The organism is Opitutaceae bacterium, assembly GCA_015075305.1.
GTDB lineage: Bacteria > Verrucomicrobiota > Verrucomicrobiia > Opitutales > Opitutaceae > UBA6669.
On record JABTUS010000005.1, the window covers coordinates 135,071 to 155,302 of the forward strand.

The 20,232-nt window shown below is 59.4% G+C and carries 24 protein-coding genes and 1 tRNA gene; 16 read left to right on the plus strand and 9 right to left on the minus strand.

Annotated features, from left to right (window positions below; genetic code table 11):
* Window positions 1-65: 65 nt before the first annotated feature.
* Window positions 66-560 carry a pantetheine-phosphate adenylyltransferase gene (coaD, locus tag HS122_11090; GenBank protein MBE7538945.1) on the minus strand — a complete coding sequence of 165 codons (495 nt, stop codon included), beginning with the start codon at window positions 558-560 and terminating at the stop codon, window positions 66-68.
* 147 nt (window positions 561-707) lie between these two features.
* Here coaD and pgsA point away from each other — a divergent pair, with 147 nt between their 5' ends.
* Both pgsA and HS122_11100 read left to right on the plus strand, forming a co-directional pair.
* Entirely contained in the window at window positions 708-1,298 is a 591-nt protein-coding gene (pgsA, locus tag HS122_11095) for a CDP-diacylglycerol--glycerol-3-phosphate 3-phosphatidyltransferase (GenBank protein MBE7538946.1), read from the plus strand.
* A 45-nt stretch (window positions 1,299-1,343) separates the two neighbouring features.
* Entirely contained in the window at window positions 1,344-1,856 is a 513-nt protein-coding gene (locus HS122_11100; GenBank protein MBE7538947.1) for a phosphatidylglycerophosphatase A, read from the plus strand.
* 17 nt (window positions 1,857-1,873) lie between these two features.
* Here HS122_11100 and aroQ read toward each other — a convergent pair whose 3' ends face one another.
* On the minus strand, window positions 1,874-2,302 hold the full coding sequence (aroQ, locus tag HS122_11105) for a type II 3-dehydroquinate dehydratase (GenBank protein MBE7538948.1): 429 nt from the start codon (window positions 2,300-2,302) through the stop codon (window positions 1,874-1,876).
* Between the two features lie 67 nt (window positions 2,303-2,369).
* On the minus strand, window positions 2,370-3,122 hold the full coding sequence (locus tag HS122_11110; GenBank protein MBE7538949.1) for a Nif3-like dinuclear metal center hexameric protein: 753 nt from the start codon (window positions 3,120-3,122) through the stop codon (window positions 2,370-2,372).
* A 152-nt stretch (window positions 3,123-3,274) separates the two neighbouring features.
* Here HS122_11110 and HS122_11115 point away from each other — a divergent pair, with 152 nt between their 5' ends.
* Both HS122_11115 and HS122_11120 read left to right on the plus strand, forming a co-directional pair.
* Entirely contained in the window at window positions 3,275-3,820 is a 546-nt protein-coding gene (locus HS122_11115; protein MBE7538950.1) for a dCMP deaminase, read from the plus strand.
* 46 nt (window positions 3,821-3,866) lie between these two features.
* Complete coding sequence (locus HS122_11120; GenBank protein MBE7538951.1) at window positions 3,867-4,409, plus strand: YqgE/AlgH family protein; 543 nt, start codon at window positions 3,867-3,869, stop codon at window positions 4,407-4,409.
* Between the two features lie 78 nt (window positions 4,410-4,487).
* Here the strand turns inward: HS122_11120 and gdhA are convergent, their stop codons facing one another.
* A complete protein-coding gene (gene gdhA / locus HS122_11125) occupies window positions 4,488-5,825 on the minus strand; it encodes an NADP-specific glutamate dehydrogenase (GenBank protein MBE7538952.1) in 1,338 nt (445 codons plus the stop codon).
* Between the two features lie 322 nt (window positions 5,826-6,147).
* On the opposite strand from gdhA, the gene HS122_11130 reads away from it, so the two are divergent.
* A complete protein-coding gene (locus tag HS122_11130) occupies window positions 6,148-7,569 on the plus strand; it encodes an SLC13/DASS family transporter (GenBank protein MBE7538953.1) in 1,422 nt (473 codons plus the stop codon).
* 28 nt (window positions 7,570-7,597) lie between these two features.
* Here HS122_11130 and HS122_11135 read toward each other — a convergent pair whose 3' ends face one another.
* Window positions 7,598-8,698: an alkaline phosphatase gene (locus HS122_11135; GenBank protein ID MBE7538954.1), complete on the minus strand. Its 1,101-nt coding sequence runs from the start codon at window positions 8,696-8,698 to the stop codon at window positions 7,598-7,600.
* Between the two features lie 312 nt (window positions 8,699-9,010).
* Between HS122_11135 and rpmJ the strand changes: the two genes are divergently transcribed.
* From rpmJ to HS122_11155, 4 genes are all read left to right on the plus strand, one after another.
* Window positions 9,011-9,136, plus strand: coding sequence for a 50S ribosomal protein L36 (rpmJ, locus tag HS122_11140; protein MBE7538955.1), 126 nt, complete (start codon window positions 9,011-9,013; stop codon window positions 9,134-9,136).
* Between the two features lie 37 nt (window positions 9,137-9,173).
* On the plus strand, window positions 9,174-9,428 hold the full coding sequence (rpmE, locus tag HS122_11145) for a 50S ribosomal protein L31 (protein MBE7538956.1): 255 nt from the start codon (window positions 9,174-9,176) through the stop codon (window positions 9,426-9,428).
* Between the two features lie 74 nt (window positions 9,429-9,502).
* The gene (locus HS122_11150; protein MBE7538957.1) at window positions 9,503-10,162 is read left to right on the plus strand and encodes an HAD-IB family phosphatase; all 660 of its coding nucleotides are present in this window, start codon (window positions 9,503-9,505) and stop codon (window positions 10,160-10,162) included.
* Window positions 10,163-10,222: 60 nt separating this feature from the next.
* Window positions 10,223-11,032: an alpha/beta fold hydrolase gene (locus HS122_11155; protein MBE7538958.1), complete on the plus strand. Its 810-nt coding sequence runs from the start codon at window positions 10,223-10,225 to the stop codon at window positions 11,030-11,032.
* Between the two features lie 2 nt (window positions 11,033-11,034).
* On the opposite strand, the gene HS122_11160 is transcribed toward HS122_11155, so the two are convergent.
* Window positions 11,035-12,009 carry a DNA polymerase III subunit gamma/tau gene (locus tag HS122_11160; protein MBE7538959.1) on the minus strand — a complete coding sequence of 325 codons (975 nt, stop codon included), beginning with the start codon at window positions 12,007-12,009 and terminating at the stop codon, window positions 11,035-11,037.
* A gap of 71 nt (window positions 12,010-12,080) precedes the next feature.
* Window positions 12,081-12,728, minus strand: coding sequence for a dTMP kinase (locus HS122_11165; protein ID MBE7538960.1), 648 nt, complete (start codon window positions 12,726-12,728; stop codon window positions 12,081-12,083).
* 200 nt (window positions 12,729-12,928) lie between these two features.
* Between HS122_11165 and HS122_11170 the strand changes: the two genes are divergently transcribed.
* The 3 genes from HS122_11170 to HS122_11180 are packed head-to-tail and all read left to right on the plus strand — an operon-like array spanning window position 12,929 to window position 15,019.
* The gene (locus tag HS122_11170) at window positions 12,929-13,624 is read left to right on the plus strand and encodes a MotA/TolQ/ExbB proton channel family protein (GenBank protein ID MBE7538961.1); all 696 of its coding nucleotides are present in this window, start codon (window positions 12,929-12,931) and stop codon (window positions 13,622-13,624) included.
* 2 nt (window positions 13,625-13,626) lie between these two features.
* The gene (locus HS122_11175; GenBank protein MBE7538962.1) at window positions 13,627-14,061 is read left to right on the plus strand and encodes a biopolymer transporter ExbD; all 435 of its coding nucleotides are present in this window, start codon (window positions 13,627-13,629) and stop codon (window positions 14,059-14,061) included.
* Between the two features lie 16 nt (window positions 14,062-14,077).
* On the plus strand, window positions 14,078-15,019 hold the full coding sequence (locus HS122_11180; protein MBE7538963.1) for a cell envelope integrity protein TolA: 942 nt from the start codon (window positions 14,078-14,080) through the stop codon (window positions 15,017-15,019).
* A gap of 46 nt (window positions 15,020-15,065) precedes the next feature.
* On the opposite strand, the gene HS122_11185 is transcribed toward HS122_11180, so the two are convergent.
* Window positions 15,066-15,141: transfer RNA gene (locus HS122_11185), tRNA-Ala, on the minus strand.
* A gap of 191 nt (window positions 15,142-15,332) precedes the next feature.
* Here HS122_11185 and fabD point away from each other — a divergent pair.
* From fabD to lepB, 3 genes are all read left to right on the plus strand, one after another.
* Complete coding sequence (fabD, locus tag HS122_11190) at window positions 15,333-16,247, plus strand: ACP S-malonyltransferase (protein ID MBE7538964.1); 915 nt, start codon at window positions 15,333-15,335, stop codon at window positions 16,245-16,247.
* A 61-nt stretch (window positions 16,248-16,308) separates the two neighbouring features.
* A complete protein-coding gene (gene lepA / locus HS122_11195; protein ID MBE7538965.1) occupies window positions 16,309-18,102 on the plus strand; it encodes an elongation factor 4 in 1,794 nt (597 codons plus the stop codon).
* Between the two features lie 42 nt (window positions 18,103-18,144).
* Complete coding sequence (gene lepB / locus HS122_11200) at window positions 18,145-19,494, plus strand: signal peptidase I (GenBank protein MBE7538966.1); 1,350 nt, start codon at window positions 18,145-18,147, stop codon at window positions 19,492-19,494.
* A 174-nt stretch (window positions 19,495-19,668) separates the two neighbouring features.
* Here lepB and HS122_11205 read toward each other — a convergent pair whose 3' ends face one another.
* Complete coding sequence (locus HS122_11205) at window positions 19,669-19,917, minus strand: type II toxin-antitoxin system prevent-host-death family antitoxin (protein ID MBE7538967.1); 249 nt, start codon at window positions 19,915-19,917, stop codon at window positions 19,669-19,671.
* Window positions 19,918-19,998: 81 nt separating this feature from the next.
* Here HS122_11205 and HS122_11210 point away from each other — a divergent pair, with 81 nt between their 5' ends.
* Window positions 19,999-20,226 (plus strand): hypothetical protein, encoded by a 228-nt coding sequence (locus HS122_11210; GenBank protein MBE7538968.1) that lies wholly within the window; start codon window positions 19,999-20,001, stop codon window positions 20,224-20,226.
* Window positions 20,227-20,232: the final 6 nt, after the last annotated feature.

Sequence of the window (20,232 nt, forward strand, 5' to 3'; positions counted from 1 at the left end):
GACGAGGATTCCCGCAGCGGGGTTACACATTCTAAAAACTAATTCTGATTGGCGATCCCCGCCCGTCAGTGGTTCTGCCGCCTGTGCGAGAAGGCTTCACTCAGGGCGACGGCCACGTCCTTCGGGACGAAGTGCGAAACGTCGCCTCCATATCTCGCGACCTGCTTGACCAAGGTCGAACTGCAGTAACTGAACTGTTCATTCGGCATGACAAAGAGTGTCTCAATTTCACTTTTCAAGTGCCTGTTCATCAGCGCCATATTGAATTCAAACTCGAAGTCCGAAAGCGCGCGGAGGCCGCGGATGATGGCATCGGCTCGTTGCGCGACGGCAAAATCGACCAGAAGTCCTCCGAAGGAGGTGACGCTGACATTCGCCATGCCGGCCAGATTTGGCCTGAGGAGCTCCAGGCGTTTCTCAACGCTGAAAAGAGGGCTCTTGCCTGGATTGTCGGCAACCGCGACTGTCACCCGATCAAAGAGCCTGGCAGCGCGGGCGAGGACGTCGAGATGCCCGTAGGTAATGGGATCGAATGTACCCGGATAGATGCAGTGTCGCATGGGGAGTGGATGATTGGAGTCGGAATGGGGTGAGTGCGGGAACGTGCGGTCTTGAGCAACGACAAGAAGCTGAAGTCAGGCAATTGAATTGGAGGTTGCCCTTGCAATCATCGCCGGGGGTGGATGTCTTCCGTTGGCTCCGCCGCGATGAACCTGCCCAATCTCATCACGTTGTCACGAATTCCCGCAATGTTTGTCATTGTAGGGCTCATGTACTGCGACTTTTTGGGCGCGGCCTCGATGGCCTTCTGGTTGTTCATCATCTGCGCCGTCGGAGACTGGTATGATGGCCATCTGGCCAGAAAAACGAATGCAGTGTCCACCTTTGGAAAGCTCATGGATGCGCTTGCCGACAAGATCATGGTGATTGGTCTGGTGATCGCGTTTGTCGACAAGAATGAGATTCCGCTGATTCTCGCGCTCATCACGTTGTGCCGCGAGTTCCTGATCACCGGAATGCGCATGGTCGCTGCATCGAAAGGTGTGATTGTTTCTGCGGATCGCGGAGGGAAGACGAAGACACTCACGCAATTGATCGCGCTTGGATTCCTGCTGGGCGCCCCGATGGCGGAGCGTGACTGGGCCCATTTCGTTCCCTTCGATCTGGGCATGCTTGCAAACGTGGCATCAAGGATCGGCCTCATTGCTTTCATCGTGGGCACGGCTCTGGCTGTCTGGTCTGGCTACCGCTACGTGATGAAATATCGGACGATTGTCTTCAGTGATGCTGGTGCCTGAGAATCGATTCATCTCGTGATCCTGAGGCCGCAGTCTCCCAAATGGATGCGAATCCTCCCGCGGTGGCTTGTACTTGGCGCGGCGAGGCTGGGCCCAATCGGCCTCATCAAACCGGCACCTGGGACCTGGGGTTCACTGCTCGGCCTCGCCTACTTCTACTTTGTCCTGGACAGGCTCGAAACGCCTGCGGCCATTGCAGCCAATATTATCGGCATAGTACTGGCCGTCTACCTCTGCGGGGAAGCGGAGGTGCGGCTGGACGAGCATGATCCTGGTGAGGTCGTGCTGGACGAGTTCGTCGCGATGCCGCTTTGCTTCATGGGCTGGACACGCGTGCAGGAGATTGCCGAGCCGTGGGGAATACTTCTGTGCGGATTCGCGGTGTTTCGCTTTCTTGACATCCTGAAGCCGTTTGGCATCCGGCGCCTGCAAATGCTGCCGAGCGGCTGGGGAGTGGTGATGGACGACCTCGCCGCAGCGCTGGTTGCATGCGGATTCATGCACTTCATCCACTACATCTGGCCCGAGTTGCTCCTGGAACTGCGCCCGCCCGCCTAACAGCCAGTCGGTGCCGTTCAGCGGTTGAGAAGGAAGCGCACCGCGGCAAAGTAGCCTTCGATCCCCAGTCCCGTTATGACGCCGATGGAGGCTGGGGCAGTGAGGGACTTTTGCCGAAATTCCTCCCGGCGGTGGACGTTTGAGATATGCACCTCAACCACGGGAATTGCTGAGCCCAGCAGGGAATCCCGCAGTGCCACGCTCGTATGAGTCAACCCGCCTGGATTGATCACGAGTCCATCGATTCTGGCGTCAGCCCAGGCGGCGATGCGATCAATGATTGCTCCCTCGTGATTGGATTGGAAAAATTCAAGGCTGGCCCGTGTGGCGAACTCCGAGCGCAGAGCCGTTTCGAGGTCTGCGAGAGTGGTGCGTCCATAGACATCAGGCTCACGCTTGCCCAGGCGATCCAGATTCGGACCATTGAGGATGGCGATGGTTTTCATCGTGCAGGTGGGAGAAAACCCGCGAATGCCACCCGGGCGCAAACCTTTGTTGAGATCGCTGCCATGGCTAGAGTGGATTGTCGGTCGCGATGAACTCCCATGGCAGCCCGAACCTCGTCGCCACTTCGGCGGCGAGTGCCTGCACGGCATGGACTTCGGTGGCGTAGTGCCCGCACAGGTAGAGATTGAGGCGGTTTTCCTGCGCAACCGAATACCATTCCTCGCGCAATTCACCCGTCACGAGCGTGTCGATGCCTTCCTTGATCATTTCGGGAATAGCGCTGTTTCCACTGCCGCTGCAAAAGGCGATTCTGCGTGGAGATGCCGAACCATGCTCGATTGCAAGCACCCGGGCGTACTTCCTGCGGATCTCCGAGAGCAGATTGGTCCGATTCCGCCCGCAGGGTCCCGAGCAGCCGATCGGCTCTCCCTCACGAATCAGGAACGGCTGATCGGGCGTGATCCCCAGTTGCCGGGCAAGCAGGGCGTTGTTTCCTATCTCTGGATGCGCGTCGAGCGGCAGGTGATTCGAGTAAAGCGCGCAGTTGCCCGCGAGCAGGGCATGCAGTCTGGCGTAGGTCGGACCGACAATCGGCCGCGGCATGTCCCAATACAGGCCATGATGCACAATAAGGAAATCGACGCCCCTGCGAACTGCAGCGGTGAAGGGCTCGAGGCCGGAATCAACGGCCGCGCCGATTTTGGTGACGGCGCCCGGGTTTGCGACCTGCAATCCATTGAAGGCTCCGGGGGCATCCTTGAATGCACCCATGCGGGTGCGTTCATCACAATAGGCGACGACGGATTGCAGCGTGATCATGCCGCTGCCTAACGAATGCGCGGGCAAAGGCGAAAACAAAGTTGGGACCTCTCCGCCGAGCCTCGCGCAATGCACCGCTTGTCAAATCACGGAGCGTCCCGCACCGCGAGCCGGCTTGCAACGCGTGAAGGGACGGCTTTCCTGCGGGAGTGATGGATGATCACTCGCCCGATTTGACCGACCCTGTCGACTTGATTGCCCATGCCGCCGCGCGCTTTGACGGACGGCCGACCTGGGATGAATATTTCATGGCCACCGCGGTGCTGCTTTCGACACGTTCCCCCTGTGAACGCCTTCATGTCGGATGCGTTGTTGTCAGTGGTGGAGACCGCCGGAACCGCATTGTTGCAGCCGGCTACAATGGATTCCTTCCGGGTGCGCCCCACTGCTCGCGTGTCCGCGATGGACATGAACAGGCCACGGTGCATGCCGAACAGAATGCCGTAGCGGACGCCGCACGCAGGGGCATCAGCGTCGAGGGGTGCACCGCCTACGTGACTCATTTTCCCTGCATCAATTGTGCCAAGATCCTCGCATCCGCCGGTATCGCTGAGGTGCGTTATCGGGCGGACTACCAGAACGACCCGTTGGTGGCCCCGCTGCTGGTTGAGGCGGGATTGAAGGTCACCCAGCTTGTCGGGCGTCCTCGACAGGACCTGATCGACAAGCCAGGAGCGGCGTTGAAAATTCAGGCCTGATGCAAGCAATTCCGTATCCGCCATGCGATCTGGAGTGAAAAAGACAATGCCTGAGAAGGAACTTGCGGGTTCCCTGCTGCTTGCGCATCCGTCGCTTCGAGAGCCGAGTTTTCGGCGCACGGTAATCCTATTGTCCTCCCATACGAGCGATGGAGCCATGGGAGTGGTCCTGAATCGCCCGCTGGGTCGGACTCTTGGCTCCCTCAATTCCTCCTTCGCATTGAGTTCCCTTGCTGACGTGCCCGTGTTTTCCGGTGGCCCCGTGCAGAAAGATCAGGTGATTCTCTGCGCGTGGCAGATCCAGCCGGAGGGCGAGGGGTTTCGGCTCTATTTCGGAATCGATGCAGAAAAGGCGGAGCATTTGCGCACAATGGGCGGCATGGAGCTTCGCGCCTTCCTGGGGTATTCCGGGTGGGGGGAAGGCCAGTTGGAGGGGGAACTCGAACACGAAAGCTGGGTCGTGGCCCCAATAGGCCCCAATCTTCTCGAATTGGAGGCCAATGAGGGCTTGTGGCGGGGACTGCTGTTTGCGCTGGATCCCGACTGGCGGATTCTTGCCGATGAGCCGGACGACCCCAGCGTCAACTGACTGCGGCCACGGGCGCTGAATCAGGCGCTGATGTTGCGCCAGCGCTGGCGGCGATGGCTGTACGGACCAGGGGAGTAGTCAAATGATACCCTGCTCGAGCATCGCATCGGCGACCTTCACAAAACCTCCGATGTTCGCCCCCTTGACGTAGTTGACAAAGCCGTCGTTTTCGCGCCCGTGATCCACGCATACGTGATGGATCGATTGCATGATCGCGTGCAGGCGGCTGTCCACCTCTGCGGCGGGCCAGGACATCCGCATGGCGTTCTGGCTCATCTCCAGGCCGCTCGTTGCGACACCGCCTGCGTTTGCGGCCTTGCCCGGTCCATAGAGAATGCGGGCCTTCAGGAAGTGCTCCACCGCTTCAGGAGTCGATGGCATGTTTGCTCCCTCCGCCACGCAGATGCAGCCATTCGCCAGCAAGGCACGGGCATCTTCCCCATTGAGCTCGTTCTGGGTGGCGCAGGGCAGTGCGATGTTGCACGGAAGATGCCAGGGGCGCTTGCCTGCATGATAGGGCAGGGAGTGGGCCTTGGCGAATTCCTCGATGCGTCCACGCCTGACATTCTTCAGGTCCATGACCCAGGAGAGCTGCTCCTCCGTCAAACCCTTCGGGATGTGCACCGTGCCACCGGAATCAGACAGGGACACCACCCTTGCTCCAACTTCCATGCATTTCTCCGCGGCGTACTGGGACACATTGCCCGATCCCGAAATGGTGACCGTCATGCCATCAATCACCCGCTTCTCATGCTGCAGCATGGCCTGCGCAAAATACACACAGCCGTAGCCCGTGGCCTCCGGGCGTATCAGGCTCCCACCGTAGCTGAGACCCTTGCCCGTGAACGTTGAAGTGACGTGGTTGGCGAGCTTCTTGTAGTAGCCATACATGTAGCCAACTTCACGACCGCCAACGCCGATGTCACCGGCGGGCACATCCGTATCGGGACCAACATGCCGGAAGAGCTCGCTCATGAAAGCCTGGCAGAAACGCATGACCTCCTCATCGCTTTTTCCCTTTGGATCAAAATCAGCCCCTCCCTTGCCTCCGCCCATTGGCAGCGTGGTCAGGGAGTTCTTCAAGGTCTGTTCGAACGCGAGGAACTTGAGCACTCCGAGATTGACTGAGGGATGGAAGCGAACGCCACCCTTGTAGGGTCCGATGGCACTGTTCATCTGGACGCGAAATCCGCGATTCACCTGAATGCGGCCTCGATCGTCGACCCAACTGACCCGGAATTGGATGATCCTCTCGGGTTCCACCAGACGTTCCAACAAGGCCTTGCCCCGATACCTCGGAGTTTGCTCGATATAGGGAATGAGCGTGTGCGCAACTTCCTCGACAGCCTGATGGAATTCAGGCTGGTGCGGATCGCGTGCTTTGACGAGGGCTAGGAAGTCGGCGAGTGTGGCCATGTAGGTTGAAACTTGATCGATGAATGATTGAGACGGACGGACCTCCACGGGAGACCCGGCGGCATGCGTTCACCTGCGCGAACGATGGCGCGGAAGATCCGAAGGATGAACATCACCGATGGTTTGTGCTTCTGACGACAAAAATTTTTGAAAACATTGGCGCAGCAACTGGCTCAGTTCATTGGCACAAACGATCTCCGTGTGAAACCGGGTGCCATCCTTTCCCATTGCTGGAGCACGCGCGCCCCGTAGCATTTCACGTCATGAATCCATTCCTGCGCCCTCCATCCGTCCATTTTGATTCCGGCCGGGAGCTCTGTTGATGAGTGCGTCGACGGGAGCGGGCTCGTTCAAGAGGAGCACGGGCTGGAGGGCTGCCGCGTCCGTGTTCTCAGTCATCATGGCGGCACTGGCGTCATTTTGGGCGGGAAATTCCGGCGCACCCCGCGAAATCGCGTTCATGTCCGGAATCTTCGTGCTGGCGGCCAGCCTATGGACAACGCAGGCCGTGCCGTTGTTTGCCACGGCGTTGATTGTGATCGTGCTGGAAATTCTGACACTCGCCAATCCTGGCGGCTGGCCTGGACTGGGATTCGCCAGCGGAGAGTCCCCATCCTATCTGGAGATAATCCGTGTAGCGGCGGATCCGGCGTTGCTGCTGTTTTTCGGTGGATTCGTCCTTGCGGAAGCGGCGGTGAAGGAAGGAGTGGACCGCGTCGTTTCCGGCTGGTTGCTCAACCCCTTTGGCACCCGCCCCTCCCGCGTGCTGCTTGGAGTGATGCTTGTCACACTGACATTCGGCATGTGGATGAGCAATACCGCCACGGCCGCAATGATGCTCGCCCTGCTGACACCTGCGATTGCGGGCATGCCGCGACAGGAGCCATTCAGGAAGGCCCTCATCCTCGGCGTCGCCTTTTCGGCCAATCTCAGCGGACTGTGCACACCGATTGCCTCGCCTCCGAATGCGGTGGCAATTGGATTTCTTCGCAGCGCCGGTCATTCAGTCAACTTCCTGGCCTGGATGGGAGCGGCACTTCCTCTGGCATTGCTCTCATTGGTGTTGGCTTGGGCCCTGTTGCTCAACGCATTCCCTCCTCGATCAGGACATTTGAAGATTGGCACCGGCCACGACCGACTCGAGGCGAAGGGCGTGACTGTTGTGATTGTTTTTGCAATGACGGTCGTCCTGTGGATCAGCGAGCGCTGGCACGGGCTGCCCGCAGCCGTGTCGGCGATATTTCCAGTCATCGTCCTCGCCACATCCGGAATTTTTACAGCAAAGGATCTTCGCGCCATCAATTGGGAGGTGCTTGTCCTTGTAGCAGGAGGCATTGCCTTGGGCGCTGGGATGCTCCTGACCGGGTTCGACCGGGCGGTTGTTCAGTGGCTTCCGGAAGGGGAGGGCGAATTGTTCTGGCTCACTCTTCTGCTCGGCGCCTCAGGCCTGGTCGGCGCATTCATGTCCAACACCGCCGCGGCAAACCTGTTTATTCCGATCGGCATGGCTATCGCGGCCACCGGCGCACTGACTCCGACTCACGCAGCCGTCAGCGTGGCGCTTGTCGCCTCCCTCACCATGCCACTGCCGGTCAGCACCCCGCCGAATGCAATGGCTTTCGCCCGGGAGGAATTCTCCCTGGGCGAAATGCTGCGGGTATCCCTGCCGCTGACCATTGCGTCCATTCTGCTTGTCCTGTTTGGAGGCAAATGGGTCATGCGCTTGTGGGGAATGATTCCCTAGCCGCCAAAGTGCCGGGCGTCCGGAGATCTCACCGGCTCTCCGGCCATCCGTAGGCGTCCATCATGACATGGAAGATGCGGGTGTTGGGAATGAATCCATGCAGGCGTTCCGCACCCGGGCCCTGGCCGGCAACGAGAATTTCCTCTCCGGCATGCTCAGTGCCGACGGCAACAACCGGCTTTTCCAACGGCCTCCTTGTTTCCTTTGCAAGGTCGGCCTCCAGCTGAGCGGCAAACGGCTCGCCTTTCTTGGCGCTGACGAGTCGAAAATTGAAGGAGTGGTCCGCGGCAAACAGGATGAGCGTGTTTTTCGGAGCTGTTGCGGCTACCTTTCGAATCAGGTTGTCCATGACGATGGCCCGTTTGATGCCTTGCAATGTCGCCTTTGTGTGCATGTCCCATTCAACCATCAGAAAGAACCCCTTGGGGTTGCGGGCGAGGGACTTGATGATCCCGAGAACGACGGGTTCAGGCTCGAAGTCGGGCCCGTCGTAAATGGCAGCGGCGCGACTGGTCCCATCGGGAATTTCGGAGGGATTGCCGAACACCTTGTATCCAGCCTTGCCGAGTGCCTGATCCAGGTTCCAGCCGGCCGCCTCCGTCGCTGCCGCCAGCTTTTTCCAATCCTTGCCGACAAGGAATTCAGGTCCGTTCCCAAAACGAGGATGCAGAGCCTGCTCGAAAATCTCGGCGCTCTTTTTCCGTGAATCGACATGCGCAAAGCATGCGGCGGGCGTGGCGTCCCATATCGGCATGTTGGTGACAACGCCGGTTGAAAGACCGCGTTCCTCGGCATATTCAAGAATCGTCTTTGCAACCCGCCCGTCGCCACCGTCCGCCGCCGGCAGCAGTGAAAGCCAGCCATTGTTGGTCTTCTGGCCCGTCACTATCGCCGTCATCCCTGCAGCCGAATCAGTGACCCAGGAATTCAGCGATGACGTGTCCGACAGCGCGATATGGGGCATTTGCTGGATGAAGAGGCTCTGGGGCCGGTCGTTCTCATAGATGCCTGCGGCATTGAGAGTGGGAATGCCGCCAGCGTCCCCGAGAAAGAGAATCACGTTCTTTGCGTGATTTTTTGCCGCCAGGCCAAGGCTGGGGATCAACAGTAGGATCAGGTATTTTCTCATGATGGAAATTTGGAATCGGCCGAAAATGCGCATTCGGGCAGGTGCAGACTGACGGGCCGACAGCGGGTGGCAGTGTGCTTAGACGATTCAGCACCGCCGCAGGTTGCAGGGTTTCATCAGTCCATTTGATTGCGCTGCTTGCAAGATTCCATATCGGGGATGTTTCGAGATCTGACTGCGCGATAAGTCCGCCGATGGGTTGACAGTGCCTTTGTAAGCCAACTGTCTGCAGCGGCGGGAATTCAGCAGAACCGAATTGGAGCCGACAATCGAGTTGACACGAACGCCGATGACCGGTGTTTTGAACCTTTTATGAAAGTCGTTTCCTCTATCAAATCCGCGAAGAAGCGTCACCCGGCGTGCCAGGTTGTTCGCCGTCGCGGCAAGATCTATGTGATCAACAAGGTCGAGCCGCGCTACAAGGCTCGCCAGGGCTGAGAAGGAACCACTCGCCGCATAACCTCCCATTTGTGTCATGAAAGCTGAAGGCCATCCCACGCTCAACAATGTGTGCTTCCTCGATATCGGTACAGGCAAGCGCTTCCTCACCAAGTCGACCATGAAGTCGACGCGAAAGGAGAAGATCGACGGCACCGAGTACCACATCATCGTTCGTGACGTCACGATGGACTCGCATCCGGCCTACACCGGCGAAAAGCGCCTGGTCGACACCGCGGGTCGCGTCGAAAAGTTCACGCACAAGTTCAAGCGCGGCACCAGCAGGAAATAGCCGGCGCCCCGCTCCGAAAGCTCCCAGGCCCTCCCGAAAGCGGAGGGCTTTTTCTTGGACAATTCTCAACCCCCATGGATGCACGACTTCTCCTTCTCGATTGTGACAGCACCCTGTCCGCCATTGAGGGCATCGACGAGCTTGGACGGGTCAGGGGGGAGGCGGTCTTCAGGCAGGTGGAGCAGATGACCCACGATGCGATGGAAGGCCGCGTTCCTGTTGAAGCCGTATTCGGGCGGCGCCTGCAGATCATCCAGCCTCGGATTCGTGATGTTCTTGAAGTGGGCCGGCGCTATGTGACCACCGTTGAACCGACTGCAGAGGCCATGCTTCGAACAGTCCGTTCGGCGGGCTGGACTCCAATCATCGTCAGCGGAGGATTCCGCCAGGCGATTCGGCCTCTCGCAGATCTGCTCGGAATCTCAAGGATTGAGGCCGTCGATCTGCGCTTCGACGCCAAGGGCGACTACGCAGGCTATGACGAGACGTTTCCCACAACACGTTCCGGTGGGAAGCCCGAAGTCGTCGCTGCACTGCGGCGCGAACTGCAACCGTCGCGGGTTGTCAGTGTCGGCGACGGTGTGAGCGACCTCGAGACCAAACCATTCGTCGATCGGTTTGTTGGATTCGGCCGGTACCTGCGTCGCGATCGAGTGGCCGGAGAGGCGCATGCCTTTGTCAGTTCCCTCGCCGACTTGCCAGCGATCCTGGAGCAGGTTGCCATCCCAGGCTAGCGCGCATTTCGCCGCATCGAACGTGATGATCGTGACTGATGCAGGAATGGATTTCAGCCGATGATCGCGCTCGCACATAGGGATTTTGGCACGCAGGGCAGACCATCGCTGGTGATACTGCACGGCCTGCTGGGCTCGTCTCGAAACTGGCAGACCGTTGCACGCGATCTTTCGCCGCACTTTCACGTCATGGCTCTCGATCTGCGGAATCACGGCTCGTCACCGCATGCTGACGACTGTTCGTTTGAAGCGATGGTGGGCGACGTCCTGGCGTGGATGGATCGCAAGAACATCCCGAGAACAACGCTGCTGGGGCACAGTCTGGGTGGGAAGGTGGCCATGCTCCTTGCCTGCCGGCATGTCGATCGCGTCGAGCGGTTGATAGTGGTGGATATCGCGCCGAAGGCCTATCTTTCGCACGCTCACCGGGCTGAATTTGCCGCCATGAACGAGCTGGATCTCGCAACATTGAAATCGCGGGGTGAGGCGGAGCTACGCTTCGAGGCGCGCGTCCCCGACTGGGGCATGCGAAAGTTCCTGGCCACAAACTTGGAGCGAACGGAGGACGGATCCTGGAGATGGGCGGTGAATCTTCCAACCCTCACACGGGCGCTGCAAACCCTTGAGGACAACTCTCTCCTGAGTCGCGATCGCTATTGCGGCCCGGCTCGGTTTATTGTCGGAGGGAGGTCGCGTTATGTCTCAGCTTCGGACGAATCAGAGATTCGCCTCCATTTTCCGCATGCATCACTGAAGCGCATTGAGAATTCCGGCCACAATCCCCATATGGAGGCGCGGGAGGAGTTTGTCGCGGAGGTGCTGGAATTTGCCCTGGAGGCCAATGCGGACGGACAGTTCCACCCGGGATGACGTCAGGTTGAACGCCGCGACCAGATTCGCAGGCTGCCAAGAAGGAACTGTTCGAGCGCTGCCGATTCGTTCAGATTGACCCGCAGGAGACCAGTCACGTGTTCGAGCCGATCAATGGCCGCGACAATCGCCCGTCGAACACGCTCGTCTCCGGTTTCCAGCTGTGAAACGGCGAAATCACGCGTACTCCTCGCGATTTCCGCGAACAACCGCGTGCGCAGTCCGATCGAGATGCCAGCCTCAAAAGCCTCGCTTTCATCGTCATCCATGTCCGCTGGCAATTTCTCCTTCATGCGACCCCATTCCTCTGAGGCGGCGGACTCGAGGATGGTGGCGAAGCGGGCAACCAGCCCGTAAAGGGAGAAAATGACATCGGCTGCGGATTTCTTGTCCGACGCCTGCACGACCGAGAGGCTTCCGATCCATGCGTGATAGTCCTTGATCCAGGCATCCCATCCCTCCGCCTTCACTCGCTCGGCTGACTGGGAAAAGCGGAAGTGCAGCACACGACTGCGGATCGTCGGAAGGAGTGCATAGGGCCGCCGTGTGAGAAGAAGCAGCGTGGTGTTGGCGGGCGGCTCCTCCAGGGTCTTCAGAAAGATGTTGGACGCCGCGGGATTCATGCGGTCGGCCTCATGGAGAATGGCGACCTTGTGCGGAGAAACACTGGCCGACACCTGGGTCCTGTTTATGAGCGCACGTGCCGCCTCCGCACCGATGATGCGCATTTTTCCGGCAGGCCTCGTCTGGAAGCAGTCTGGATGCTGGTCGGGATGGAATCGGGCCGACGACTCCTTCACATTCAGGATCCTATCCGCGATTCCAAGCGCCACATGTTCCAGTGTCGCGGGATCGTCGCCTGTCAGGAGAAGGCTGTGGGAAAGACGGTTCCGCCTGATGGCCCGATCAATGACCGCGAGTGCGGAGGTGTTTGCCAGAGAATCGTGCCAGGGCAGAGGATGCGAGTCGGAGTCCATTGTCTGCGGGATTTTCATCCGGGAGAAGAGACCGCTCAACTCTGCGGAACGGCCCACTCGCCACCATGCGTTCAGTCCAGGCGGTCCTTGATGGAGGCCCACACCTTCTTCTCGATCGCGTCCTCTGACTGGGTGCCGTCAATGATCACGAATCGCTCGGGAAGGCCTTTGGCGAGAACCAGGTAGCCTTCGCGCACCTTCGTGTAGAAGTCGATGTTTTCCCGCTCCATGCGATCCGGAAGATCGGACGCACGTCTGCGGATGCGCGCGAGGCTGACGTCCGGAGGCACATCCAGGACCACGGTGATGTCGGGAATGACCTGACCGACGGCAAAGAGGTTGATCTGGTTCACGGGGTCCATGGACAGATTGCGCGCCACGCCCTGGTACACTGTCGAGGAATCGAGGAATCGGTCGCTCAGCACGATGCACTTTCTGAGCAGGGCGGGAGCAATCACTTCTCGAACAAGCTGGGCCCGGGCTGCGGCGAATAGCAGAAGTTCCGTTTCCGCGCACATCTCCTCGCCCTTGGAATTGTGGACGATGATCGTGCGGATTTGCTCCCCAATCTCCGTTCCACCCGGTTCGCGAACCGTTACAACATCCCGCGAAAGAGACTGAAGATGCGCAGCCAGGCGCGCGATCTGGGTGGACTTTCCACTCCCCTCGGAGCCTTCAAAGGAAATGAGCTTTCCGGACCGGTTCTGTTTCGTGGGCATGAAGTTGAGATTGGCTTGGGTGAGGCGCCATGGCGAGGCACTGGGTAAAGCAGCCGCCTGGATGGACCTGAGATGAGCCATGAGCGAACTCAGCGCATTCGCCATCGGCAATCAGATTCGCAATCCATCCGATTTGCCATTGAATAGCCCGGACGGACCCCATCAGATGGCCGCCGTCCACGACATGTGGATTCCATTTGATGACGCCTCCCGTTTTTGCCGCTGCCAATCTCATAGATGTTTTTCTGCGCTGCGATATCGTTGGCCAGGTTCTTACCGTAGGGCTGGCCGTCTCGAGCATGATCGCATGGGCGGTGATGCTGGGAAAGCGCAACGAGCTTCACCAGTTGCGGGCCTACAATCTGGCCTTTGAGCAGCGACTTCGCGACGAACGCACGCTGCTCGACCTTCCTGAATCTTATCGCAACAAGAGAACCATTCCCTATGCGGATCTATTTGCAGACGCCGTGGAGTCGTACTGGCGGGCGGCGTCGATACTCAAGGAGAAGGGAGGCGATTCGAGTCAGGCCCGGCTTGAGCACACGGAGAATGCACTGCAGCGGGCCATAGCGAGGCAGACCCTGCGGTATGAAGCGTCCATGATTTTTCTCGCAACAATCGTTTCCGGCGCGCCTTTTCTTGGCCTGCTGGGAACGGTCTGGGGAGTGATGGAGGCCTTTGATTCGATTGCTTCATCAGGTGCGCAAAGCGCCAGCATTCAGAATCTGGCTCCTGGCGTATCCGCCGCGCTGCTCACAACGATCGCCGGACTCGTTGTCGCGATTCCCTCCGTGTTCGGCTACAATTTCCTGCTTTCGACGACGCGGCGCCTCATCACGGAGCTCGAAAACTTCGCAAGCTCGCTCGCCGACCGCATCGAACTGGAATCGAAGTAGACATGGCCAGAACCTTCAAGCGGCAGCGCGCGGCGCACCCCCTGGCTGACTTGAACGTCACCAATCTGGTGGATCTCGCGTTTGTTCTTCTGCTGATCTTCATGATGACAGCACCGCTCATGCAGCCCGAGCAGACAATGGCGGTGAACCTTCCCTTCGAATCGAAGAGCCCTCAGGCGCCCGTCGACAAGGATCAGCGCTATCAAGTTGTTGTCATCGACAAGGAGGGGAGGTTTTACCTTGGCAGCAATCTCGTCTCGTATGACGAGCTGGCAAGGCGACTGATGCTCCTCGGAGCCGAGCCCGAGAGCCGGAAGCTTGTCATACGCCTGCGCGCCGACCTCGGCCTTCAATTTCAACAAGTGGTCCGGGTCATGGATTTGCTGAAACAGGCAAACCTGCTTAGGTTCTGGATCGATACCCAGACCGAAAACTGACGACCTCTCCGCCGCAATGACCGCACGTTCGCCCAGCGCATTCGCCGCTTCGCTAGGGATTCATGCGCTGGCTGTGGTGATCATGCTGCTGGTGGCGCACCTGCTTCATCGCAGCACCGAGGATGGACCGAAAATCTTCACCCTGGTCGGCGGCGAAGGCTCAAATTACGCGGCAACGCAGGCGCCCGCCGCTGGCGAACCTGGGGCAACCGGGTCGGAACAGGTGGCGCTTCCTCCCATAGTCACTCCGGTTCGTCAGCCCGAACCCGAACCACCGCTAGCCGTTTCGCAGCAGGCCCCTGATCCGACAACCCTGAAGGCGGTCGAACCGGTCAAGCCTGCTCCGCCAGCAGTGACCAAGCCCGTGGATTTTACCAGGAACATCGTGCGCCTGTCCGAAAAGCGGAAGGCCAACATCGAGAAGAAATTCAAGGCGGACCTCGCAAGGGAGGCGAAACTGCAGGCGGAACGCGATCGGAAGGAGGCGGAGGCGAAGCGCGCGCAAATGACCAAAGCGGAGTTTGACAAGCTGAACAAGGCGGCAAAGGCGTCGACTTCGAAGGCCGCTGCAACCACGAAGATTCCGTCCGTCGCCGATGGCGTCCGCCGTGGCATGGCAGGAGCACCGCGCAGCTCGACGACGGAAGGAGCCGGAGGCACGGCTCAGGAGCGAGCCGATGCCGACATGATGTCCGCGTATATTTCGATGATCGTTGCACGGATCCGGCAGACGATGATGGCCGCCAACTTCAGCGCCATACTCTCCGTGGAGCTGCAGTTCAGCATTTCCTCAGGCGGGGTCATCACAGGTACACGCATACTTGGAGGAAGCGGCAGCAGCGACTTTGACCGTGCGGTTCTTGATGCGCTCAACACCGTCCCCAATCTTGGACCTCCACCCAATGGCAAAGGAGGCACTTTCAGCTTTCGGTTGAGCATGAAGGAGGATGGCGGATGAGTCAGTCCATCTTCCACCCGACGTTCTACTCGCGGGGGGATTGCGCTGGTGGACCCGATCAGAATCGAACTGACGACCTCCTCAATGCCATTGAGGCGCTCTGCCAACTGAGCTACGAGCCCGGAACCAACTGAACCCGGGGAAAATCAGTCTTCGGGAAACAAACGCAAGCGGTTTTTTGCGTGAGCGGACGATTCGACAATGCAGGCATCACGCTTCCTCGCACGCCAAATGCAATCGAGGTATGTTTGGCCATGTCTTTTAGGACTTGGTTTTTCCAGGCGCAGCCGGTTTTCTTGCGGGTTTCATCGCCATGGCCATAGCACTTCTATTTGCGGGGCAGGGAGCCCAGAAGATCGGAATGGGGAGGTCGCTTTACGAAGCGTCCGCATCCGCTCGTGCCCTCTACGATGAAGCCGACATGACTCTTGGCTGGAAGCTGACGCAAATCAGCTTCGAGGGCCCGGAGGCCGCGCTCACCGAAACAAAAGTATGCCAGCCTGCCTTGTTTGTCCACGGGCTGGCACTTCTGGCGGCGCTCCGGGAGGCTGGAAAAGTCCCTCAAGGCGAACCTACGGCGGCATTGGGGCTTTCGCTTGGCGAGGTGACAGCCTATGCGGCTGCCGGTGTGTTTGATTTCGCAACCGGGCTCAGAATTGTCGCCGAACGAGGCCGGCTCATGCAGGCGGCTTGTGAAAAAACTTCCGGAGGCATGGCTGCGGTTATCGGCGAGGAACGCACCCGGGTGGCCGAGCTTTGCCACGAGTTTGATCTTGAGGCGGCGAATTTCAACGCACCGGGTCAGATCATCATCTCCGGAGAAAAGGCGCGAATTGAGGCTGCAATTGCTGCCTGCAAGGAGCGCGGATGGAAACGCGTCATGGCTCTCAACGTCGCCGGCGCCTACCATTCCCGCCTGATGGAGCCGGCGCGCACGGAGTTTGCGGCCTTTCTCGAACCCATTCCCTTTGCCGCGCCGAAGCTGGCCGTGTACACCAACACGACCGGCGCTGCCATTCACGATCCTTCGGCCATCAAGGCTGCGCTCGTGAAACAAGTCGTGTCGTCGGTTTTGTGGGAGGACTGCATGCGCGCCGCGGCAGCGAGTGCAGTGGCGCAGTTCTGGGAACTCGGACCCGGCGGTGTGCTGGCGGGACTCGCCCGGCGCACGGACAAGGCCTGGCAGGTCAGGAGCTTTTCGGAGCACTCCGACATCGCATCGCTCTGAACCGTTCGCAATTTTCCCCCGGGAAGACAACATTTTGAGCCAAAACGAACCATCGCCTTCCGTGGACGTCCCGTTCACACGCAACTTCTGCATCATCGCCCACGTCGATCACGGCAAGACGACGCTTTCCGACCGGCTGCTGGAGTACACCAACACCGTCCAGCAGCGGGTGATGACGGAGCAGCACCTGGATTCCATGGACCTGGAAAAGGAGCGGGGAATCACGATCAAGAGTCACCCCGTCACGATGTCCTATCGCGCCAAGGACGGACAGCTCTACAAGCTCAACCTGATGGACACTCCGGGGCACGTGGACTTCTCCTACGAAGTCTCGCGTTCTCTCGCCGCCTGCGAGGGCGTGCTGCTGTTGATCGATGCAGCCCAGGGCGTCGAGGCGCAGACGGTGGCGAACGCCCATCTGGCGGTTGGTCAGGGTCTCAAGATCATTCCGGTCATCAACAAGATCGATCTTCCGAGCGCGAACCTCGAACTGTGCATGAAGCAGCTCGAGGACATCCTCACCATTCCCGCCGAGGAGGCGATTCTTGCGAGCGGCAAGTCGGGAATCGGCATTGAGGAGATCCTGGAGGCGGTCGTCACTCGCATTCCGCCGCCGCGGTGGGCGTCGTATCCGCAGGTTCGCGCCCTGGTCTTCGACTCGCTCTACGATTCCTACCGGGGCGTGATCGCCTACACGCGCGTGTTTTCCGGTGTGATCAAGGCCGGCGACATGATGAAGCTGATGAGCACGGACCAGCGCTCGGAAGTGAAGGAGGTCGGCGTGTTCACCCCGAAGATGTCGAAAACCGAGTCGCTTGAAGCGGGCGATGTCGGTTACGTGGTCTCCACCATCAAGGACACCGCCGACATCAAGATCGGCGACACGATCACTCTGGCGCGGCAGCCTGCCGGCGAAATGCTGCCGGGCTACAAGGAGGTTCGCCCGATGGTGTTCTGCGGACTCTACCCGCTGGACAGCTCGGACTACGAGAAGCTCAAGGCGGCGCTCGGCCGCTTCCGCCTCAATGACGCCGCGTTCGTCTATCAGTCGGAAAGCTCCGTGGCGCTCGGCTTCGGATTCCGCTGCGGCTTCCTCGGACTGCTCCACATGGAGATCACCCAGGAGCGCATCCGCCGTGAGCATGATGTGGAGATAATTTCAACCTATCCCAGCGTCGTGTACCAGGTCGTGAAACATGGCGGTGAGGTCATCGAGGTGGACAATCCCGTCAATCTCCCCGATCCGGGAACCATCACGGAGATCCGTGAGCCGACGATCCGCGCCTCCATTCACATCCCCAATGAAAACCTGGGCGACATCCTGGCGCTGGTGATGGAAAAGCGCGGCACCTGCGACCACACGGACACGCTCGACGCCAGCCGGGTGATGCTGACCTGCATGCTTCCGCTGAATGAAATTCTCGTGGACTTCAACGACCGCCTGAAGAGCATCACCCACGGCTATGGCTCGATGGACTACGAACTCGGGGAATACCGTGCGAGCGATCTCGTGAAGATGGAGATCCTCATCAATGGCGATCCTGTCGATGCCTTTGCGAGCATCGTGCACCGTGACAAGGCCGAGGGGAAGGGGCGCCAGTTGTGCGAGAAGCTCGCGGAGATCATTCCTCCCCAGATGTTCAAGGTGGCGGTCCAGGCAGCCATCGGCGGCAAGATCATTGCGCGCGACAATGTGCGTGAAATGAGGAAGGACGTCACCGCGAAGTGCTACGGCGGCGACATTTCCCGCAAACGCAAGCTGCTCGACAAGCAGAAGGAAGGAAAGAAGAAGATGAAGCAGATCGGGCGGGTTTCGATTCCGCCGGATGCCTTCATACAGGTCCTGAAGAATTGACGCGCCGCAACCACGCCGACTTCCACAATCGCACCCACTCCCGTGTTTGGCATATTCGCTTCCCCGCAAAAGAAACTGCGCAAACTTGCCGGCAACTGGCTGGAACTCTCGGACAAGGTCCGGAATTACCGGCGCGACGTCATGCAGCCGGCGGAAATCGCCGAGCTTCAGTCCAAAGCCGCGACGGTGCGCGGACTGCTCAGGGAGCAGGCGGACTCCTCCAAGCTCAAGCTGAGTCTGGAGGCGCTGGAGGAGACGCTGCGGCGGCATGGTGGGAAGGTCTACCCCAAGTCATCGCTTGTGGAGAACGTGGAGTTCTTCCTCGTTGCGGCGATTGTCATCCTGGGAATCCGGACCTACTTCATCCAGCCCTTCAAGATTCCGACGAACTCGATGTGGCCGAGTTATCACGGCATGACGCCGGAGGTGTTTCGGCAGACTGGGGACGAGCCGAATGTTGCTCAGCGAGCGCTGCGTTTTCTCATGCTCGGCGCCCGCTCTCGCCGGATAGACGCTCCGGCGAGCGGAGAAGTTGAATTTACCTATGGCGGCGGGGAGGGGCGCGGCATCATTTCAAATCGCGTCGTCAACGGCCGCAGCTGGCTGGTCCTGCCGACCAAACTCAAGGAGTACACGCTGTTCGTTGGCGGCGCGCCCGTGTCATTCACGGTGCCGCTCGATTTCGATTTCGACTGGGCCCTGCGCGAAGCATTTTTCCCCGGAGAGCCCAACCTCGAGGTCGCACTGGAAAAACTGAACGCCCGCGGTCAGTCCCAGATTCGGACCGTGAGCATTGCAGGGCGCCCGCAGAACCTGAGATTTTTCAAGACCGGCAGGATCGTGCAAAGCGGCGAGCGCATTCTTTCCTTCGACATACTGACCGGGGATCAGCTTTTCGTGGACCGGATGAGCTACCATTTCATCCAGCCCCCGATTGGCAGTGGATTTGTCTTCAGGACGGGAAACATTCCCGGCATTCGCGACACCCATGGCGACCAGTACTACATCAAGCGGCTGGTCGGCGGGCCTGGCGACGTGATCGAGATCCGCGAAGGCACGCTGGGCGCGCGCGGCAACAATTCAGCCATCGCGGCGGTGGCGCCAAACGACCGCGCAGGCGTCCTCATGCGCAATGGGAAGCCGATTGAAGGGGCGAAGGCATTCGAAAAAAACAACGAGCGCGACGGACTGTACGCCGGCTACATGCCTTATGGCGAACTTGCCCTGGGCAGACAGCTGACAGTGCCGAAGGGCAGCTTCTTCGCCTTGGGCGACAACTCCCGAAACTCCCTGGACGGCCGCTACTGGGGCTTTGTGCCAAGCCGCGATGTGGTCGGCCGCCCGCTTTGGATCTACTATCCGTTCACCAGTCGCTGGGGCCCGGCAAGGTAGTCCACAGGTCTGCGGAAGATCCCAGCCTGCCTCGATTCTGGGCGATTTCCCACCGTTGGAGCCACCAGACGTTTCCCCGCACGAATGAGTCGATCAAGTTGAGCCCGCGCCTGCGGATGGAGGGCATCATTCCGGTCCAGGAGAGCATACAGCCCGGAGGTGTCCGCAAACACGTCACGCGCCATAAAGCGTTTTGTCGATTTCCTCGTTGGAGATCCTGCCGCCGCGCCCGGCCACGGCGAACGAGTCCAGGTTCAAGAGCGGGTCGTCGGGAGACAGCCCCGTTTGATTGACCTTGAGTGGAGGCCCGAGTTGGGCGACCGGCTTTCCGTCGCGAGCGATGGTAATTGATTCGCCGCGTTCTGCGCGCCTGACGAGCCGGGAGAGATTGGTTTTCGCCGCGTGGATGTTGACCGTCATCAGACCAGTTTAGCTAATCTATCGGACTAAGGAAAGTTTATGCAACTTGACTTCAAGTAAGACGCGATTAGAGATTGCGACACCATGTTCCATCCGATCATCACCCGGCTGCGCGAATTGCTTCACGCGCAGCCCTTTCAACCCTTTACGATCACGATGGTGAACGGGAAGTCCTTCCATGTGCCCCATGAGGATTTCATGTTTGTCGGTCGGAGCGGAAATGTCGTTTTCGACGACGGTGAGCAGATTAGAAACATCAACCCAACCCTGGTGTCAGTGATCCTCGAAAACGCCGCTCCGAGCGCACGATAGGAATTC

Coding starts and splice junctions, on each gene's coding strand:
- HS122_11150 (MBE7538957.1), top strand. CDS start 9,503: ATGGATGCACGACTTCTCCTTCTCGATTGTGACAGCACCCTGTCCGCC.
- HS122_11160 (MBE7538959.1), bottom strand. CDS start 12,009: ATGGACTCCGACTCGCATCCTCTGCCCTGGCACGATTCTCTGGCAAAC.
- HS122_11165 (MBE7538960.1), bottom strand. CDS start 12,728: ATGCCCACGAAACAGAACCGGTCCGGAAAGCTCATTTCCTTTGAAGGC.
- HS122_11155 (MBE7538958.1), top strand. CDS start 10,223: ATGATCGCGCTCGCACATAGGGATTTTGGCACGCAGGGCAGACCATCG.
- fabD (MBE7538964.1), top strand. CDS start 15,333: ATGGCCATAGCACTTCTATTTGCGGGGCAGGGAGCCCAGAAGATCGGA.
- rpmE (MBE7538956.1), top strand. CDS start 9,174: ATGAAAGCTGAAGGCCATCCCACGCTCAACAATGTGTGCTTCCTCGAT.
- pgsA (MBE7538946.1), top strand. CDS start 708: ATGAACCTGCCCAATCTCATCACGTTGTCACGAATTCCCGCAATGTTT.
- HS122_11130 (MBE7538953.1), top strand. CDS start 6,148: ATGAGTGCGTCGACGGGAGCGGGCTCGTTCAAGAGGAGCACGGGCTGG.
- aroQ (MBE7538948.1), bottom strand. CDS start 2,302: ATGAAAACCATCGCCATCCTCAATGGTCCGAATCTGGATCGCCTGGGC.
- HS122_11110 (MBE7538949.1), bottom strand. CDS start 3,122: ATGATCACGCTGCAATCCGTCGTCGCCTATTGTGATGAACGCACCCGC.
- coaD (MBE7538945.1), bottom strand. CDS start 560: ATGCGACACTGCATCTATCCGGGTACATTCGATCCCATTACCTACGGG.
- HS122_11115 (MBE7538950.1), top strand. CDS start 3,275: ATGGATGATCACTCGCCCGATTTGACCGACCCTGTCGACTTGATTGCC.
- HS122_11120 (MBE7538951.1), top strand. CDS start 3,867: ATGCCTGAGAAGGAACTTGCGGGTTCCCTGCTGCTTGCGCATCCGTCG.
- HS122_11210 (MBE7538968.1), top strand. CDS start 19,999: ATGTTCCATCCGATCATCACCCGGCTGCGCGAATTGCTTCACGCGCAG.
- HS122_11170 (MBE7538961.1), top strand. CDS start 12,929: ATGACGCCTCCCGTTTTTGCCGCTGCCAATCTCATAGATGTTTTTCTG.
- HS122_11175 (MBE7538962.1), top strand. CDS start 13,627: ATGGCCAGAACCTTCAAGCGGCAGCGCGCGGCGCACCCCCTGGCTGAC.
- rpmJ (MBE7538955.1), top strand. CDS start 9,011: ATGAAAGTCGTTTCCTCTATCAAATCCGCGAAGAAGCGTCACCCGGCG.
- HS122_11100 (MBE7538947.1), top strand. CDS start 1,344: ATGCGAATCCTCCCGCGGTGGCTTGTACTTGGCGCGGCGAGGCTGGGC.
- HS122_11180 (MBE7538963.1), top strand. CDS start 14,078: ATGACCGCACGTTCGCCCAGCGCATTCGCCGCTTCGCTAGGGATTCAT.
- gdhA (MBE7538952.1), bottom strand. CDS start 5,825: ATGGCCACACTCGCCGACTTCCTAGCCCTCGTCAAAGCACGCGATCCG.
- HS122_11135 (MBE7538954.1), bottom strand. CDS start 8,698: ATGAGAAAATACCTGATCCTACTGTTGATCCCCAGCCTTGGCCTGGCG.